Annotated in this window: 18 protein-coding genes; 10 read left to right on the top strand and 8 right to left on the bottom strand. The window is 60.8% G+C overall.

Annotated features, from left to right (window positions below):
- The first annotated feature begins 33 nt into the window (after window positions 1-33).
- The 6 genes from SIAM614_RS09220 (at window position 34) to SIAM614_RS09250 (ending at window position 6,661) form a co-directional block, all read left to right on the top strand.
- Entirely contained in the window at window positions 34-1,341 is a 1,308-nt protein-coding gene (locus tag SIAM614_RS09220; RefSeq protein ID WP_006933882.1) for a carbohydrate ABC transporter permease, read from the top strand.
- 7 nt (window positions 1,342-1,348) lie between these two features.
- The gene (locus tag SIAM614_RS09225; protein ID WP_006933883.1) at window positions 1,349-2,182 is read left to right on the top strand and encodes a carbohydrate ABC transporter permease; all 834 of its coding nucleotides are present in this window, start codon (window positions 1,349-1,351) and stop codon (window positions 2,180-2,182) included.
- Window positions 2,182-3,240 carry an ABC transporter ATP-binding protein gene (locus tag SIAM614_RS09230; protein ID WP_006933885.1) on the top strand — a complete coding sequence of 353 codons (1,059 nt, stop codon included), beginning with the start codon at window positions 2,182-2,184 and terminating at the stop codon, window positions 3,238-3,240. The genes SIAM614_RS09225 and SIAM614_RS09230 overlap by 1 nt, the downstream gene beginning before the upstream one ends.
- Complete coding sequence (locus SIAM614_RS30510) at window positions 3,240-4,721, top strand: glycerophosphodiester phosphodiesterase (protein ID WP_006933891.1); 1,482 nt, start codon at window positions 3,240-3,242, stop codon at window positions 4,719-4,721. Before SIAM614_RS09230 ends, SIAM614_RS30510 begins: the two co-directional genes overlap by 1 nt.
- Before the next feature lie 11 nt (window positions 4,722-4,732).
- Complete coding sequence (locus tag SIAM614_RS09245) at window positions 4,733-5,761, top strand: LacI family DNA-binding transcriptional regulator (protein ID WP_006933893.1); 1,029 nt, start codon at window positions 4,733-4,735, stop codon at window positions 5,759-5,761.
- A 69-nt stretch (window positions 5,762-5,830) separates the two neighbouring features.
- Window positions 5,831-6,661 (top strand): TolB family protein, encoded by an 831-nt coding sequence (locus SIAM614_RS09250; protein ID WP_006933895.1) that lies wholly within the window; start codon window positions 5,831-5,833, stop codon window positions 6,659-6,661.
- 20 nt (window positions 6,662-6,681) lie between these two features.
- On the opposite strand, the gene SIAM614_RS09255 is transcribed toward SIAM614_RS09250, so the two are convergent.
- Entirely contained in the window at window positions 6,682-7,605 is a 924-nt protein-coding gene (locus tag SIAM614_RS09255; protein ID WP_006933897.1) for a DMT family transporter, read from the bottom strand.
- Window positions 7,606-7,752: 147 nt separating this feature from the next.
- On the opposite strand from SIAM614_RS09255, the gene SIAM614_RS09260 reads away from it, so the two are divergent.
- On the top strand, window positions 7,753-8,595 hold the full coding sequence (locus SIAM614_RS09260) for a LysR substrate-binding domain-containing protein (RefSeq protein ID WP_006933899.1): 843 nt from the start codon (window positions 7,753-7,755) through the stop codon (window positions 8,593-8,595).
- A 42-nt stretch (window positions 8,596-8,637) separates the two neighbouring features.
- Here SIAM614_RS09260 and SIAM614_RS09265 read toward each other — a convergent pair whose 3' ends face one another.
- The 7 genes from SIAM614_RS09265 to SIAM614_RS09295 form a co-directional block, all read right to left on the bottom strand.
- Window positions 8,638-8,988: a carboxymuconolactone decarboxylase family protein gene (locus tag SIAM614_RS09265; RefSeq protein ID WP_006933902.1), complete on the bottom strand. Its 351-nt coding sequence runs from the start codon at window positions 8,986-8,988 to the stop codon at window positions 8,638-8,640.
- Window positions 8,989-9,171: 183 nt separating this feature from the next.
- The gene (locus SIAM614_RS09270) at window positions 9,172-9,858 is read right to left on the bottom strand and encodes a ZinT family metal-binding protein (protein ID WP_006933905.1); all 687 of its coding nucleotides are present in this window, start codon (window positions 9,856-9,858) and stop codon (window positions 9,172-9,174) included.
- Window positions 9,859-10,140: 282 nt separating this feature from the next.
- Window positions 10,141-10,719 carry a glutathione peroxidase gene (locus SIAM614_RS09275; RefSeq protein WP_006933907.1) on the bottom strand — a complete coding sequence of 193 codons (579 nt, stop codon included), beginning with the start codon at window positions 10,717-10,719 and terminating at the stop codon, window positions 10,141-10,143.
- A 100-nt stretch (window positions 10,720-10,819) separates the two neighbouring features.
- On the bottom strand, window positions 10,820-11,386 hold the full coding sequence (locus tag SIAM614_RS09280) for a DUF1190 domain-containing protein (RefSeq protein WP_006933909.1): 567 nt from the start codon (window positions 11,384-11,386) through the stop codon (window positions 10,820-10,822).
- Between the two features lie 91 nt (window positions 11,387-11,477).
- Complete coding sequence (locus SIAM614_RS09285; protein WP_006933910.1) at window positions 11,478-11,888, bottom strand: DUF350 domain-containing protein; 411 nt, start codon at window positions 11,886-11,888, stop codon at window positions 11,478-11,480.
- Window positions 11,889-11,908: 20 nt separating this feature from the next.
- Window positions 11,909-12,556 (bottom strand): DUF2491 family protein, encoded by a 648-nt coding sequence (locus SIAM614_RS09290; RefSeq protein ID WP_006933913.1) that lies wholly within the window; start codon window positions 12,554-12,556, stop codon window positions 11,909-11,911.
- Window positions 12,537-13,592: an ion channel gene (locus SIAM614_RS09295; RefSeq protein WP_006933915.1), complete on the bottom strand. Its 1,056-nt coding sequence runs from the start codon at window positions 13,590-13,592 to the stop codon at window positions 12,537-12,539. The genes SIAM614_RS09290 and SIAM614_RS09295 overlap by 20 nt, the downstream gene beginning before the upstream one ends.
- A gap of 163 nt (window positions 13,593-13,755) precedes the next feature.
- Between SIAM614_RS09295 and SIAM614_RS09300 the strand changes: the two genes are divergently transcribed.
- Genes SIAM614_RS09300 through SIAM614_RS09310 form a run of 3 tightly spaced genes read left to right on the top strand, consistent with a single transcriptional unit; the run spans window position 13,756 to window position 16,083 of the window.
- Window positions 13,756-14,196, top strand: coding sequence for a YjfI family protein (locus SIAM614_RS09300; RefSeq protein WP_006933917.1), 441 nt, complete (start codon window positions 13,756-13,758; stop codon window positions 14,194-14,196).
- Between the two features lie 33 nt (window positions 14,197-14,229).
- Complete coding sequence (locus SIAM614_RS09305) at window positions 14,230-14,901, top strand: PspA/IM30 family protein (protein ID WP_006933919.1); 672 nt, start codon at window positions 14,230-14,232, stop codon at window positions 14,899-14,901.
- Between the two features lie 15 nt (window positions 14,902-14,916).
- Window positions 14,917-16,083, top strand: a complete 1,167-nt coding sequence (locus SIAM614_RS09310) for a glutathionylspermidine synthase family protein (RefSeq protein ID WP_006933921.1) — start codon at window positions 14,917-14,919, stop codon at window positions 16,081-16,083.
- The last annotated feature ends 71 nt before the right edge of the window (window positions 16,084-16,154 follow it).

A 16,154-nucleotide genomic window follows, 5' to 3' on the forward strand; every position in this document is an offset into this window, starting at 1 on the left:
TTCGCTGCCCGGCTCACCCTTCATGAGGATAAGATGAGACGCGCGCACCTGCTCGGGCTGGGGTTCATGACCCCTGCGCTCTTCATCATTGTGTTTCTGTTCCTGGCGCCGGTGGTGCTGACAATGATGTTCTCCTTCACCAACATGAGTTCCGGAACCGGCATTTCCTCCGGTGGCGCCTACGAGGTGACGGAACGCACGATCCGATTGCTCAAGGATCAGGGCTTTCCGGAGACGACGGCCGACCGTCTGGCCGAGGATACCTACAAGATCGACGCTGCCGGTCTCGCGGCTGTCCAGGCCGACTTCGGCAAGGCCTTCGCGCAGGAGATCGAGGCTGAATTGTCCGGCAAGAGTTTCGCCGGCCGGCGTGACCTGGAGCGTGAGCTGAAGCGGCTGAAGGAACGCCCTCGCTCGACACGGGATCTGAAAAAAGCGGCCGACCTCTTCAAGCGCTCGATCCTCAACACGCGGTTTGAAACCGAACAAGCCTTTCTGACGTCCGTGGACGAACTGGATCTCGGCCTTGGGGAAACCGAAACGGCGGAGCTGACCAGGACCGCCTATACCGGCTGGGTCTGGACGACGGAAAACTATCGTCTGATCGCCTCGCTGCCGTCAACCCTGCGGGCCGCCGGCAACACGTTGATCTATGTGTCCTTCACCCTGGCGTTCAGCATCGGGTTCGGCCTGTTCCTGGCCGTCACCACTTTCTATCTGCCGTCCGGCGTTGCAACCACCTTTCGCACGATCTGGTTTCTGCCGCGCATCCTGCCGCCGGTCATCTACGTGATGATGTGGAAATGGATGGCCTGGGATACCGGGTTCCTGTCCAGCTTTCTGGCCCATTTCGGCGTGCCCCCGCGAAACTGGATGCTGCATTCCGACATCAATGCCTGGGTGGTCGTGGTGCTCATCAACGGGTTCGTCGGCGCTTCGCTCGGCATGATCCTGTTCTCCAGCGCGATCAAGGCAATCCCGGAAACCATGCTTCATGCCAGTGAGGTGGATGGAGCCAACCGTCTCCAGCAGATCCGCTACATCATCATGCCGCAACTCAGATGGCCGATCCTGTTCACCACCGCCTATCAGACTCTCTCGCTGCTGACGTCCTTCGATTACATCTACCTGTCAACGGATGGCGGGCCGGGCAAGGCCACCGAGGTGTGGGCGCTCTACACTTTCCACACCGCGCTGAACAACTACGGCGGCGTCTTGCAATACGGCCTCGGGGCCGCGTTGGCGATGGTCCTGGTGGTCATCGGCATTGCCGCAGCGCTGATCTATCTGCGCCTCTTCAATTTCAACGACCTCGTGGCCAAGCCGCGTATCGAGCAATAGGGGAGAGATGGAGATGAGACCCAACTTCCGTATTTGGCCGATCCTGGTGCTGCTCAGCATCCTGTCGCTGCCGCTGGTGCTGATGTACTTCTACCTGGTGGTGGACACAGTCACCGATACCACGGCAGGCTCGCTCCTGCCGGACAGGTTTACCCTCGAACACTGGAAATTCCTGTTCGAAAAGCCGGAAACCGGCCGCGCAAGCATCTGGCCGGTCACGGCCAACACCTTCCTCTTTGCCAGCTCCACCAGCCTGATCGTCGTGATGATATCGCTGACCGCAGGCTACGCCCTGTCCAGGTTGAACATGCCGTTCCGCAAGTTCTTCCTTGGTGGCATTCTGACCCTGCACGCCTTTCCGACGGTCACCCTCATCATCGCCATCTTCCTGATGCTGCAGATGAGCGGGCTCTACAACACGCTGATCGGCGTGATCCTGGTGAAGACAGCCCTGGAGCTGCCGCTCGGCATCTGGATCATGAAAGGGTTTTACGACACCGTGCCCTGGGAGATCGAGATGGCGGGGATCACCGATGGCGCCAGCCGCTTCACCGTGTGGTGGAAACTGGTCCTGCCGCAGGTTCAACCCGGTATCGCGGCTCTGGCGCTGTTCTCGTTCCTGGAAGCCTGGAAGGAGTTCATCCTGCCTCAGGTTCTGGCCCCCAGCGGGGCGTCGCAGGTTCTGGCAACCTATCTTCAGAACACCATCATGGACGACCGCAAGCCGGACTTTAACCTCTTCAAGTCCATCGGGCTGTTCTACGCCCTGCCGGTCATTCTGATCTACGTGGTTTTCAACCGCAAACTCATGAACATCTATGGCGGAGGCACGAAAGGCTGATGCGTATCGCACTTGAAAATTTCACCAAGACGTTTGGTGAAACCACCGTCATCGACAACATGTCCCTGACGATCGACAGCGGCGAGATGCTGGCCCTGCTCGGGCCGTCCGGCTGCGGCAAATCCACGACGCTGTTCGCTGTCTGCGGCATTCACCGCATGGATGGCGGCCGGCTTCTGTTCGGCGAGCGGGACGTCACGACACTCCCCTCGCAGCAGCGCAATGTCGGCGTCGTTTTCCAGAACTACGCGCTTTATCCGCATATGACTGTTCATGAGAACATCGCCTTCCCACTGAAAGTGCGCCGGGAAAACAGGGCGGATATCGCCCGCAAGGTCGAGAAAATCGCAGGCCTTGTCCAGATCGGCGAGTTGATGGCACGCCGGCCCGCGCAATTGTCCGGCGGACAGCAGCAGCGTGTCGCGCTGGCACGGGCGCTGGTGCGAGAACCGGACATCCTGCTGCTTGATGAGCCGCTGGCCAACCTGGACGCGAAACTGCGTCTGGAAATGCGCTCGGAAATCCGCCGCATCCAGCAGGAAACCGGCATCACCGCGGTGCTTGTCACTCACGATCAGGTGGAAGCCATGTCCATGTGCGACCGCATTGCGATCATGAACAGGGGCGAGATCGTGCAACTGTCCAGCCCGTCCGAAATGTATGACAACCCGTCATCGGATTTCGTCGCGGGCTTTCTCGGCAATCCGCCGATCGCGTTTCTGGACGGGACAACGGAAGAGGGTGGTTTCCGCCTGGCAAATTCCAGAGTTACCCTGCCGATCCCGTCCAATCTCGCCATCGCCGGTTCAGGCGTGCCGATGCGCCTTGGTGTCCGTCCGGAGTTCTTCCAGCCGGGTAATCCGCTGAAGGTGACCGGCAAGGTCAGCTTCGTCGAGATCCAGGGCCGGGAAGAACTTTACGACGTCACTCTGGAGAACGGCGCCGTGCTGCGCTCGATCCAGCCGCATGGCGGCAATCACAAGCTGGGTGACGAAGTGACCTGGGGCATCGCGCAAGACCGCATCCTTGCCTTCGGTCCGGACGGAAGCAGGCTCTGATGGAACCGGTCCCGCAAACCTTCCGGCCCGGCCGGGCCTGGCTCAGCGAGCCGCGCTGCTTTCCGCTTTCCATCGCCCATCGCGGCGCGAGCGCCTATGCCTTCGACAACACGTTGCGGGCCTATGAAATTGCCCATGAGCTTGGTGCCGATATGTGGGAGGTCGATGTCCGGCTGACCGCTGACCGGGTCCCGGTTGCCTTTCACGATGAAGATCTGAAAGCGGTCTGCGGCCTTGACCTCAAGGTGGCGGATCTGACGGCTGCCCGGCTGCAGGCCCTGACGGCCGAAGTCGGACGCGAGGCGCCCCTGTTCTCGCAGATCGCAGCCCTTGCGGCCCGTCTGGGCGCCGGCATTTATCTGGATGCCAAGGAAGGCGAGGCGGCCTCGCTGGCGATCGCGGATCTTCTGGCACAGCGGATCGAGCGGGTTATCGTCGGCGCAAATACACCGGACTATGCAGCGGCACTGATCGCAAACGGCTGTCCCTATCCCGTCTCCATTCTGGTCGGCCTTGGCAAGGATCCCTTTCCGATTGCCGACCGGTGCGGAGCGGAAATCATTCACCCCTGCTGGGAGCGGGCAGCCCAAAGGCCGGACCACTTGCTGGATGAAGCCTTCTTTGCCAAGGCAAAGGACCGTGGCTTGCCGGTCGTGACCTGGCATGAGGAGCGTGCCGATGTCATCGAAGCGCTTGTGAAGATCCCGATCCTCGGCATCTGCTCCGATCAGCCGGAAATGGTGGCAAGGTTCGCCCGCTCCGCAGTCCCGGGGCCGGAGATCGTCTGTCATCGCGGGGCCTGCAAGATCGCGCCTGAAAACACGCTGGCGTCAGCAAAGGCAGCCTGGGCAGCCGGGTTTGCTAACGTTGAGATCGACGTTCAGCAAACGGCGGACGGGCAACTCGTGGTCCATCACGATGCCACGCTTGACCGCACCACGGACGGCTCCGGCGCGATTGAGGAAAAGACAGGCGCTGAGCTGGCGTTGCTGGACGCGGGGGGCAAGTTTGCTCCGTTTTTCAAAGGCGAAGGCCTTCCGTCCCTTGGTGCGGTTCTCGAAACGGCCTTGCAGATGGGTGGCAAGCTCTATGTCGAGCTGAAGGAGGCTGATCCGCATCACACGGTGACCAGTGTTCTGGAAACGCTGGCGACGGAAGAGGTCTTTTTCTGGGCGCAGGATCCCGCGAGGCTTCGGACCATCGAGGAGGCCTTTCCGCAGGCGCGGCTGATGGCGCGGGCGGAGGATTTCGATAGTCTTGAAACCTGCCTGTCATCGCTCCAGGCAGGCATCATCGAATTCAATGCGTTGAATGCCAGCCTTGCGGCCTTTGAGGTGGTCAGGGCTGCCGGGCGCAGGCCGATGATCGCTTACATGGGCAAGGACGTCACCGAGATCGAGCGCCTGCTGGCCTTGAAGCCGGATCTCTTCAACGTGAATGAGCCCTTTCTCGTCGCCCGGATGCTCGGTAAAAGCGTATAAACGGAAGAAACATGTCGGACGCTCCAGGTTTCAAGAAAACGGTGAATTCCTTCGACGTCGCCCGCCTGGCCGGCGTGTCGCGTTCGGCTGTTTCCAGAACCTTCACGGACGGCGCGAGCGTCTCCAAGGAAACCCGGGACAAGGTCATCGCCGCGGCGCGTCAGCTCGGGTACCGGGTCAACGTGCTGGCCCGTTCGCTGCACAAGCAGAAGTCCGATCTGGTCGGCGTCGTCGCGGCCGATCTCGACAATCCGTTCCGCTCCGAACAGATAGACCTTCTGTCGAAAGGGCTGCTGGAATGCGGGTTCAGGCCGATCCTGCTGCGGGGAGAAAAATCGACGGATGTCGCCGACCTGATCGGGTCTCTGCTGCAATACAGCGTTGCCGGTGTCATCGTCACGTCCGACACTCCGCCGGAAGAAATCTGCATCGAATGTCTGGAAAACGGCGTGCCGCTGGTGGTCGTCAACAAGCGCGACCCCGGAGCGCCGGTCGACCGGGTCGTGACCGCCTTCGAGGACGGCGGGCGGATGGCGTGTGAACACTTGATTGCCAGCGGCTGCCGCAAGCTGGCGGTGGTCACGCCGGAACGGTCATCCTTTTCCATCAATGGACGCGCACTTGCGTTCGAACAGGCGGCCAATGACAGAGGCGTGCCGGTCCTCCGCATCGCACGGGGCGCACAGACCTACGACGGCGGACTGGTCGCCGCCGAATTCCTTCACCGGGTAAGGAACGAGGTCGACGGCGTCTTTTGCGCGGCAGATTATCTGGCGCTGGGGGTTCTGGACGGTCTGCGCCACATCCACGGATTGCGTGTGCCGCAGGATATCCAACTGGTTGGCTACGACGACATTCCCCAGGCTGCCTGGAAAGCCTACGACCTGACCACCTTTTCCCAAAGCCGTCAGGATCTGTGCGAGGCAACACTCGACCTTTTGATGCAGCGTCTGGAAAACCCGGACCTGCCACAACAGGTCAGGGTCTGTGACGTGCATCTGGTGCAACGGACGACCACCCTGGGGAAGGCCGAAGGCTGAGCGTGCCATATCCGCCCTTTCTCAAAAGCACAGTCCCGTGCCAAGCTCCGGAGAAATCAGGAGCTGCCGATGAAGAGCATTCTTGCAACGATCGATGTTGAAACCGGGACGGAAACCGTTCTCTACGAGACGGAGCGCCATCTGGAAGCGCCGAACTGGACGCCGGACGGGGCGGCTCTGATCGTGAATGGCGGTGGCCGGCTCTACCGGGTTGCGCTCGACGATCCGGGGCTTCTTGAGATCGATACCGGCTTTGCCACAGCCCTCAACAATGATCACGGTCTGTCGCCGGATGGTTCCATGCTGGTGGTCAGCGATGCGACGGAGGCCGGGGAGAGCTGCATTTACACGCTGCCCGTCACGGGCGGTGAACCACGACGGATCACATCACGGACGCCCTCCTACTGGCACGGCTGGTCGCCGGACGGCGAGACGCTTGCCTATGTCGGCAAACGGCCGGAAACCGGGGGGACCTTTCAGGTTTTCTCGATTGGTCTCGACGGCGGTGAAGAACGGCAGATTACCCGTGAGTTCGATCATTGCGACGGGCCGGACTATACGCCCGATGGCAAGTGGATCTGGTTCAACGGCGAGCGGGCAGGCTCTGTCCAGCTCTGGCGGGTCCGGCCGGATGGCAGCTGCTTGCAGCAGATGACGAAGGACGAGCGGGTCAACTGGTTTCCCCATCCATCTCCCGACGGCAAGTCTGTTGCCTACCTCGCCTATGAGGCAGGCACGACAGGGCATCCTGCCGAAAGGACAGTCGAGCTGCGCCTTATGCCCGCTGAAGGCGGTTCGCCGCGCATTCTGCTGTCGCTGTTCGGCGGTCAGGGAACCCTAAATGTTCCTTCCTGGGCGCCGGACAGCAGGCGTTTTGCGTATATGCGTTACGAGGTGTGATGGCGCGGGGTTGATAGGTGCTAGCGGGAGGAGGACGGCGGTACGAGCTGTGGACCGTCGGTCGAGGCAACGGTCCGAACGCCCCAGCGCAAGGTGACCGCAAGGCTGGCCAGAATGATCAGTCCGAGGCCGGCAAGCTGCAGGAAGCTGATCAGGTGGCCATAGGCAACGGCGTCCACCAGCACGGCGCTGGCTGGATAAAGAAACAAGAGCACGGCGATGACGGGTGTCGTCAGTTTCGGCAGTGCCTTGTAGAGCACGACGTAGACACCGCCGGTATGCACGAGCCCGATGACCGCAAGCCAGCCCCACTGGTCAGCGGTCAAGGTCAAAGGGCTGGCAGGATTGAAGGCTGCCAGCATCACGGTGCCGGTCGCAAATTGAACCGTGGCAAGCTGCGGCGCGGATATCCCGGTCAGTCCCTTGGCGATGATTGTCACGCCGGAATAAAGAAATGCCGCAGCCAGCGTTGACGCGAGCCCGATGAGATAGGACCGGTCTCCTGCCAGCTCCATTCCGCTCAACCCCGTGGCGAGTGCAAGACCGGCCAGGGCAACGCCGATCCAGAGCATCGTGACCGCACGAAGCTTTTCCCGGAAAACGAATGCGCCCAGCAGCACCACGAGAAACGGCTGGATGTGGAACGTGATTGTGGCAACGGCAATGCCCGTTCGCTGAATGCCCTCGAAGAACAGCACCCAGTTGCCCGCCATCAGCATGCCGCTGGCAACAGCCATGGCCAGAATGCGCGGCGAGAGCCTGACAAGCCGCATCAGATCCCCGCGGTACTGGCAATAGAGAGCCAGGGCCAGGCCCCCGATTGCACAGCGATAGAAGGCGACGGTGACCGGATCCGCTCCGCTTTCCAGAACACACAGCCCGATCGTGCCAAGCAGGGTCTGTGCCGTGATGAGGCCGATCATGCCTTCCATCTGTCTGGTCATGGGACGTGTCCTGACTGGCAGCGCTCAGCCGCTGCAAATTGATGCAACATCGGCGTGGGTCCGCCGTCTGGTGGTAAAGTGCGGCCCCTTTTATTGTTTGGTCAAACGATATAATCTGAAGATACTTTTTGAAAATATTGAAGAATTATGCAGCTCGATCACGCCCTTCTGCGCACCTTTCTCGCCTGTGTCGATGCCATGAGCTTTTCGCGCGCGGCAACCCGCGTGCACAAGTCGCCTGCGACGGTGTCCATGCAGATCCAGCGGCTGGAAGACCGCATCGGCAAGCCCTTGTTTGTGCGCGACACGCGCAATCTGGCCCTCACGCGGACGGGGGAGGAACTGGAAGGCTACGCCAGGAGAATTCTGCGCCTGCATGATGAGGCTGTGGAAGCCTTTCGCCAGCCGGAGATGGAAGGGACGGTCACCATCGGAGCGCCGGACGACTACATCGCCGCCATGCTGCCGGATGTTCTCAGGCGGTTCGCCAGTCTGTTTCCGCGTGTCGAGTTAAACGTCGTCTGTGCCCAATCGACCGCGCTGCTGCCGCAGGTCGAGGATGGCCGGATCGACCTTGCCATCGTCACGCGCACAGGCGGAACGGAAGGGCGGCTCATCCGCCGGGAGCCGATGGTCTGGATCAGCTCCCGCGATGGCCAGGCCATGGAACGGGACCCGCTGCCCGTTGCGCTTTATGAACCTGGCAGCCAGGCCCGGACGGTTGCGCTGGCAGCGCTGGGGCGCAGCGGCCTGCGCTACCGCTCCGCCTATTCCAGTTTCAGCCATTCGGCGCTGGTCACGCTTGTCGAGGCAGGCCTTGCCGTTGCCGCCGTCGTACAGATGGCGGTTCCCCCGACGGTCGAACGTGTCGATCACGACAGCGGCCTGCCGCCGCTGGACCCGCTGGACATCATCCTCGTGCGCAGCAAGCACACCCGATCCAGCGCGTGCGAAGCCCTGGCGGACGCACTGCTGGAAGGAGAGGGGTGAGCCTGCCGACAGCCGTCCGGCTTGCCTGAAAAAATGCTCTGCTCAGCCGTCGTCTTTCAAGCCGTCGAAGGCTGCCAGCGCCTCGGCTCCATAGATCATCGAGGGGCCGCCGCCCATGTAGACCGAGACGCCGATCACCTCGAGGATCTCGTCCCTGTTCGCTCCAAGGCGTGCCGCGGCGCGGGCGTGATAGGCAAGACAGCCGTCGCAGCGGGCGGTGATGCCGATCGCCAGCGCGATCAGTTCCTTGGTCTTCGCATCGAGAGCACCCGGCGCGGTCGCGGCTTTCGCCAGAGATCCGAAGCCCTTGGCGACCTCCGGAATGCCTTTACGTACGGCAGCCATGCGTTCATCGGTTTGGGCCACAAAGTCGTTCCAGTCGGAAACAGCCATGCTTCATCTCCATGTTGCGGGAAATACTTCTGGCAGCCTAGGCGTGGACTGAGATGCTGGCGTTGATGTGGCTCAAGAGGGCTGGACGAGGGGGGCTTGCTCCAGCCGCAGGGGACAACGCGCGCTCGGCCTTCGCTTGATGGTGAGGGCCAGCGCGCATCGTCGGTATCGGCGTGAGCGGCCTTAATGCGCCGTCATTTCATGGACGATCTCGTCTCCGCTCAACGCGGCCGGATAATAGGTCGGCCAGTTGGTCAGTTCCTTCAGGATCTCCTGCCGGTCGTCGCCCCAGTAAAGGTGATAATGGTCGGATTTCGAAGGGGCGATCCGGTGATCGCTGAACTGGATGAAGGCCGGGGCCTTGTCATCGCCTGCGGTTTTCTTGAAGATGAAGCGGACGCCGCGATTGCCTTTTTCATAGGTCAGGATCTCGAAGCCATCGGCGGCATATTGCCCTTCGAAGGCGCCGGTTTCCATCTGGAAGGTCACGCTGTCCGCACCAATCACGATCCGGTCGACATCGGTGCGATAGCCCGCCTCGTAATAGGCTTTGTACTCTTCAGCCGTCTTGCTGCCATGGTCGGCCTTGTGCGCCATCACCGGGTCCAGCGTTCCATCCTGCAGGTAGGGATAAACGGACTGCCATTCGCCTTGCCAATCGGTGAGTAGGCGCGGCTGGATCTGGCTGTCCTCGAAATAGCCCTTGTAAATCTGCCGCTCTGCATCGCTTGCGTGATCGTGGGAATGTGCGTGCGAATGGTCGTGTTTCGTCACTGTGTCCTTGGCTTCCTGCGCCTGGGCGGGAGCGGCCACGAGGAACGACGCTACGAGCGCACAAGCGCCCGCCAGACTGCCAAACCGTGATTGCATGGATATGATCCTCTGCTGAAAAGGGAGGGAAAAGGGTCAATTGATTAGTAATGTTATTACATTACTTACGTTGCCTAGCGCATTGCGCGTGCAGAGGCAACGGCCAAGACACGGATTCCACGCTGCGAAGCAGCAGAGGGGGAGGGAGAAACTCGGCAGGGCAAACGAAGTTTGGGGTCGCCAGCTTGCAAACCACGCGAGCTCGGGCCTGCCTGCGGGCAGGAAAGCATGCCCACCGGCTCGCGAGGGCATTGCCAGTCTTGCAACGATGAAGAGGCGGGATCAGGACCCCGGCAGGACCTTTTCGATCGCTGCCGTCATATCCGGGGCGGTCGGGGGCACAGGTGTCGGGAACCAGGCGACAATGCTGCCGTCAGGCCCAATCAGATACTTGTGGAAGTTCCAGTACGGCCGCGCCGTGGGGCCAAGTTCGCGGGCAGCCCAGAGATAAAACGGGTGGGCCTGATCGCCCTTCACCACCGTCTTGGCAGCCAGCGGAAATTCCGCACCGTATTTGGCCTCGCAGAACTTGGCGATGTCACCGTCAGCCCGGGGTTCCTGGCCGCCAAAATCATTGGAAGGCACCCCGAGCACCAGCAAGCCCCGGTCCGAATAGGCTTCATGGAGTTTCTGCAGGCCGGCCAACTGACCGCTAAAGCCGCATTCCGTGGCCGTGTTGACGACCAGCACCGCCTTGCCGGCGTAGTCCTTCAGCGCAAGCGGTTCGCCAAAAGGCATTTCGAATGTGAAGGCATGGGCCGACCGGCCTGCTTCGCTTTGGCCCTCGAGGTCCTTGGCTTGAGCAACAGCGCAAAGAAACGTTGCCGCCAGACACCAGACGAAAGAAAGAAGCCGGTACATTTCAACACCCTCGCGCTTTGGCGATTTTACGTGCCAAGGCTGGCGTCAGATCACCGGACCTGGCCCCGGCAGCTTCAAGGCCCGTGACTGGAGGGGACAGTTACCCGCCCCGGAACCCGGAACTTGACCGGCTGCCGAACCCGCCGCGCGAGGCAACGGAGGTCCGTGTCTGGACCTGTGCAGGCTTGGGCGGCGTTTTGACTGCGTCGTCATAGGTGCGCCAGCTGCCACCGCCGTAGCTGCCGACGTAGTATCCACCGGATGTGTAGTACCGTGTGCTGCCGCGTTCCGAATAGATCGGGCGGACGTTGCTCTGGATCAGCTGGTTGGTGACGGCACCGGTCAGCGCCCCTGCCAGGAAGTACCCGGCCGGAAACGGCGTGTAGTAGGACGTCCCGTCGCTGGCAGTGTCATAGGCGCACGCATTGTTGCCGTGTTGCTCGTTGCAAAGCTGGACATTTTCATAGCGCGGTCCCGAAACCTTGTGGATTGCCTTGCCGGCGGTGATTGCCTCGACACAGACCTCGTCCGGAACATAGCTGTCGGCGACACATTCCGCCTCGGTCTTGTAGACCTTGCCATCCAGCGTCGGTTCGTCCGAACAGCCCGCAATGGTCACGGTTGTCGTCGCCATGACCATCAGCTTGATCGACTTGGAGCGTTTCATGAATTTTCTCCCGACCTTCAAACGGTCTGATGAAATGCTTTGCGTGATGCGGCCGGGGCATCGGTGGAGGACCGTGCCCGATCCGGCCAGGTCAATAGGTGATGCAGGCCGCGTTCAGCAGGCCGACCGTGAGTGAAATGGCAGCAAGATTGGTGCTGATCGCCATTTCGCCGCCCTTGATACGGTCCGTGACCTTCGGGAAGAACCGGCGGAAGACCTGATAGACGACAAGCTGGGCGGCGCAGGCGATAATGCCCCAGACGATGAAGTCGAAGATGCTCACCGAATTGGCGGCGGCGCTGGCCAGTGGCAGCGAAAAGCCGAGAAAGGCCGCACTGAAGACCACCGAAGCGGCAACATTGTTTTCCTTGATCAAGGCCATCTCGTCATGCGGCGTCATCACCGTATAGATTTTCATGAAAACCAGCAGCATGACGATGGCTACTATGAAATAGGCAATAAATGGAACGATGCCTGAAAGGGACGCCTGAAGGTCTGCCATATTGGTCTCCACTATTCAGTTCAGACAGAAAAATTATGACGTTCTAGGGGGAAGCCTAGCATGAACGCGACACTGCGTTCCGCATTTTCCGGCTCTTCCATGTTGACGAGCAGCATTTCGTCCCGCCCATCCTTGAGGGACCGGGCAAAAAGCATCGCCGTCTGGAAGATCTTGCGCCTGCCGCCGCCATTGCGGTCGTCGCAGACTTCCTCCCAGTAGGTCATGGGATCTTCCGGTGAAGTTGATGTGTCGAACCAGGCCCGCTCGAAGCGGAAGTCGCCTTCTTCACCGGGCAGCGAGAAGCTGGTCTGGCGGATGGCGGACTTCACACGGTTCCACTCGGCATCGCCGGACGGATACTGCACGTCATAGAAATACCACAGCATGATCTCGTCGACGCGCTCGTCCTCCTTGCCGTCGCCGCCCTGAAACTGGATCAGGAAACGGTCGTCGTCCGGATAGAAACGATGCATGTGCGATTGCTCGCCGAGGTCGCAATGGCCCTGGGCGGTGATCATCAGCGTTGTGTCCGGCCGCTCGATCAGGCTGTCGGCAGGCAGAAGGCGCAGCGCGATGGGGTCGAAGGAAATGCCCCGCCCGATCGTCAGGCCGAGAATTTCCGGTGGCTGCCAGCCCTTGTCCTTCTTGTTAAACAGTGATCCGAACATCTGTTCCCCCAAGACTGTCCTCGATCTCGCGCGCCGCGAGACGTTTGTTCGCGAGATAATAGATTGAGCCGCCCGGTTTCAACGTCTTGGGGAAGGGCCTGAACAGGAAATCCGGATTGTCCGGCTGGGAAACGGCGATCAGCGTGCCTTCGGATTTGGAAAGGGCCTGTTCCAGAGAGCCGGTATCCGTGCCGCTGCTGCTCTGGACGATGGCCGAATAGATGGTCGCGCCAAGGCCGGCTGTAGACAGCGCCATCAGGATCTGGCCCGCGCCCGGGTCCTGCGCCGCGCGGACCAGCGCCTCGCAGGCGTTCGACACCACCGGCTCGATATGGGCGAGCTTGCCCGCGCGCCGGGCTGTGTCTCGATCCTCGAAATAGGCCGCGATGTGCACGGTGTCGTTCAGTTCCCGAATGGCAAGGCAGGTGTTGAAGGTTTCCGCGTCCGAGCCGGCATAGACAAGCACTTTCTGCGCACCGGGGATGGCCGCGCGCCGCAGCGACTGCAGGGCATCCATGCGTTCGGCCCGGATCAGACGGACCCCTTCCGGCACTTCCACATTCTTGGAATCGGCGAGCAGGATGATCTTGTCGTCGCCGTCCTGGCCGGCAATCAGGTTCTCCACCATCAGCGGTGTCTTGTCCCGGTGGTAGCCGACAATCACAGTGGCGTTCTGCACCCTCTCATAGTTTCCGTTGCCGTCAGCCATACGCCTTACTCCTTCCACAAGGACACCCGTCAACCGGCCCAGCACCGCGGAGAAAATCAGCAGCGCGCCCGGAAAGAACCAGAAGGCAGCCACCATCCGGCCCGCCTCCGTTGCCGGCGACAGGTCGCCGTAACCGACCGTCGAGGCGGTCGTCGCCGCGAAATAGATGAAGGTCAGCGGATTGCCTGTCAGGCCGGTTTCACCAGCGAGGAAAAACAGGATCCATGAAATCACCATATAGGCGCAGATCAGCGTCGCAAGCAGCCAGAGCTTGAGCTCCAGGACATGCTGGTAGAGCCGGGAAATGATGAGTTGCAGGATCGGCACCGCTGAAATTTGCCCCCTGTTTCGGTCGCGGGCTACTCTGACCAGCCGCCGCCGCCTTGTCAATTCAGCATAGCTTCCTGAATAATCGCTTGAAACGGGTAGGCTGCGCTTCTACTTGTTCGGTGCCGGATCCCGGTTCCGGCTTTGAAATGGAGGGCTTTGGATGAGTACGCGGCAATCTCCCTGGACACTTTCGGAGCTCAAGAAAGCTCTGGAGCAATCGGACACCTTCGGCGAAGGTGAAATCGGCTGCGTGATCAGTCCGGACCAACCTGGCGTGCTGGAAGTCCAGCTTCAGTCGGCCGGTGAGATCACCCTGTTCATGGTTGTCGGCGAGACTCAGATTCTGACGTCCACAGTGCTTTGGCCCTGCGAAGCCCAGGACGATCCGGCTTCCTTTGAAGCGATGATGTTGCGCAACCACAAGAAGCTTCTACCGCTCTGCGCCCTGTCGATCGACATGATCGACGGACGTGAATATTACGAGCTTTTTGGCGCCATGTCCGTGCGCTCGACCCTCGATTCTGTCGAGACGGAACTGCGCACCATCGCCAACTGCGCCCTGGAACTGGCCGCCGACGTCGGTCCGACGGCCGTTGCCTGATCCCGCCGCCAATTTGAAGAAGGACATTTGAAGATGAGTGTTTGGGGCAAATTGATCACGGCGTTCAAGGGCCACGCCCACAATGCCGCGGAGTCCGTTCAGGACGCCAACCTGATGACGATCCTGGAACAGGAAATCCGTGAGGCGAAACAGGCGATCGGCGCGGCCAAGGACGAAAAGGCGCGCATGGCGGCCAACCGCAAGCTGAAGGAAAAATCCGTCGCTGAGCTGATGGCAGAGATCGAGCGCCGCACCGAAGCAGCCCGCAGCGCCAAGGCACAGGGTGACGAGCCTCTGGCCATCGAGATTATCGAGAGCGTGCTGAAACTGCGCGACAAGGCGGAAGCCGACCAGGCTCTGTTCGAGCAGTACAAGACCACCGAAGAGCGGATGGACAGCACCATTCGCCAGTCGATGAACAAGATCGAAACCCTGCAGCGCAAGATGGAAAGCGCCAGGGCCAACGAAGCCTTGATCAAGGCGCAGAAGGCAGCCTCCACCAATACCACGGCGTCCGACGGCCGGCTGGCCAGCGCGGTCGACAGCCTTGCCCGGCTGGAGCAGCGCCAGGCCGAACAGCAGGCCATGCTGGAAGCCGCCGAGGAAGATGCCCGCCTTGAAAGTGGTGCGGATCTGGAAGCCAAGATCAAGGCCCTGGAAAATCCGGCTCGCAACGACGTGCAGGCCCTTCTGGCCAAACTCTGACGCGCCGCTCGCATCATGAAGCGGATCGCAGTTCCCGAAAGACCGGGGTGGAAGGAAGAAGCCGAGCAGCTCGGCTTCGGCTTTCACACCATGTATGGCGCGCCATACTGGGACGAGACCCACGCCTATCAGTTCAGCCTGCGCGAGATCGAGGACGACCTGGAAGATCCCTCCCAGGAGCTTTACGGCATGTGCCTCGATCTGGTCGACCGGGCCGTGCGTGACAACGCGCTCATGGACAAGATGGCGATCCCGGAAAAATACCGCTCCTGGATCCGCAACTCCTGGGAGCAGCAGCAACCCTCGCTCTATGGCCGTTTCGACTTCTTTTACGACGGTAGAGGCCCGGCAAAACTTCTCGAATTCAACGCCGATACACCGACAGCGCTTTACGAAACCGGCTTCTTTCAATGGATGTGGCTGGAACAGCAGATGGCGGCGGGTGTTCTGCCGGCGGGCAGCGATCAGTTCAACTCCGTGCAGGACCGCCTGATCGAGCGGTTCGCCGCCATGTTTGCACCCGGCTATCACATCCACTTCGCCTCATCGAAGGATCACGATGAAGACCGCGCCACGGTGCGCTACCTGGAAGACTGCGCCAGGCAGGCGGGGCTGATACCGCATTTTGTTGCCGTGGAAGAAATCGGACTGGACGCAGAAGGCCGTTTTGCCGATGCCGACAGCTTCGTCATCGACGCGCTGTTCAAGCTCTATCCTTATGAGGACATGCTGCGCGAGGATTACGGCCCCTTCCTGCCAGATGCGCCGATCCAGCTTCTGGAGCCGCCCTGGAAGGCTATACTCTCAAACAAGGCAATCCTGCCGGTTCTCTGGGACATGTTTCCTGATCATCCAAACCTTTTGCCGTCTTACTTTGAAGGCGAGGCGGATGAAGCCTTCCTGAAAGGCGCATATGTGCGCAAACCCTTCTTCAGCCGGGAAGGCGCAAACATCACGGTGCGCGGTGCCGGCGGCGAAGACCTCAGTACACCGGGAGGGTATGGCGCGGAAGGCCACATTTTACAGGCCTATTCCGAGCCGCCGAAATTCGGCGACGACTATGTGATGATTGGTTCGTGGATCATTGGCGGTCAGGCATCGGGGATCTGTTTGCGTGAGGATAAAGCGCCCGTCACGCAGGACCTGTCTCGGTTCGTACCGCATTTGATTCTGGAAGGATGATCGTCTTCAAGGCGAGGGCCCGGCTGACGATCTGAAGTGAAACCGACCCGGCGGCGGGCGCCTGGATAGGT

The sequence above is a fragment of the Roseibium aggregatum IAM 12614 genome (genome assembly GCF_000168975.1).
In the GTDB taxonomy this organism is placed as follows: domain Bacteria; phylum Pseudomonadota; class Alphaproteobacteria; order Rhizobiales; family Stappiaceae; genus Roseibium; species Roseibium aggregatum.

Excerpts from the sequence above, each read along its gene's own strand:
- SIAM614_RS30510 (WP_006933891.1), top strand. The coding sequence starts at position 3,240 with ATGGAACCGGTCCCGCAAACCTTCCGGCCCGGCCGGGCCTGGCTCAGC.
- SIAM614_RS09255 (WP_006933897.1), bottom strand. The coding sequence starts at position 7,605 with ATGACCAGACAGATGGAAGGCATGATCGGCCTCATCACGGCACAGACC.
- SIAM614_RS09250 (WP_006933895.1), top strand. The coding sequence starts at position 5,831 with ATGAAGAGCATTCTTGCAACGATCGATGTTGAAACCGGGACGGAAACC.
- SIAM614_RS09290 (WP_006933913.1), bottom strand. The coding sequence starts at position 12,556 with ATGTTCGGATCACTGTTTAACAAGAAGGACAAGGGCTGGCAGCCACCG.
- SIAM614_RS09245 (WP_006933893.1), top strand. The coding sequence starts at position 4,733 with ATGTCGGACGCTCCAGGTTTCAAGAAAACGGTGAATTCCTTCGACGTC.
- SIAM614_RS09300 (WP_006933917.1), top strand. The coding sequence starts at position 13,756 with ATGAGTACGCGGCAATCTCCCTGGACACTTTCGGAGCTCAAGAAAGCT.
- SIAM614_RS09270 (WP_006933905.1), bottom strand. The coding sequence starts at position 9,858 with ATGCAATCACGGTTTGGCAGTCTGGCGGGCGCTTGTGCGCTCGTAGCG.
- SIAM614_RS09230 (WP_006933885.1), top strand. The coding sequence starts at position 2,182 with ATGCGTATCGCACTTGAAAATTTCACCAAGACGTTTGGTGAAACCACC.
- SIAM614_RS09310 (WP_006933921.1), top strand. The coding sequence starts at position 14,917 with ATGAAGCGGATCGCAGTTCCCGAAAGACCGGGGTGGAAGGAAGAAGCC.
- SIAM614_RS09265 (WP_006933902.1), bottom strand. The coding sequence starts at position 8,988 with ATGGCTGTTTCCGACTGGAACGACTTTGTGGCCCAAACCGATGAACGC.
- SIAM614_RS09225 (WP_006933883.1), top strand. The coding sequence starts at position 1,349 with ATGGAGATGAGACCCAACTTCCGTATTTGGCCGATCCTGGTGCTGCTC.
- SIAM614_RS09305 (WP_006933919.1), top strand. The coding sequence starts at position 14,230 with ATGAGTGTTTGGGGCAAATTGATCACGGCGTTCAAGGGCCACGCCCAC.
- SIAM614_RS09220 (WP_006933882.1), top strand. The coding sequence starts at position 34 with ATGAGACGCGCGCACCTGCTCGGGCTGGGGTTCATGACCCCTGCGCTC.
- SIAM614_RS09275 (WP_006933907.1), bottom strand. The coding sequence starts at position 10,719 with ATGTACCGGCTTCTTTCTTTCGTCTGGTGTCTGGCGGCAACGTTTCTT.
- SIAM614_RS09285 (WP_006933910.1), bottom strand. The coding sequence starts at position 11,888 with ATGGCAGACCTTCAGGCGTCCCTTTCAGGCATCGTTCCATTTATTGCC.
- SIAM614_RS09280 (WP_006933909.1), bottom strand. The coding sequence starts at position 11,386 with ATGAAACGCTCCAAGTCGATCAAGCTGATGGTCATGGCGACGACAACC.
- SIAM614_RS09260 (WP_006933899.1), top strand. The coding sequence starts at position 7,753 with ATGCAGCTCGATCACGCCCTTCTGCGCACCTTTCTCGCCTGTGTCGAT.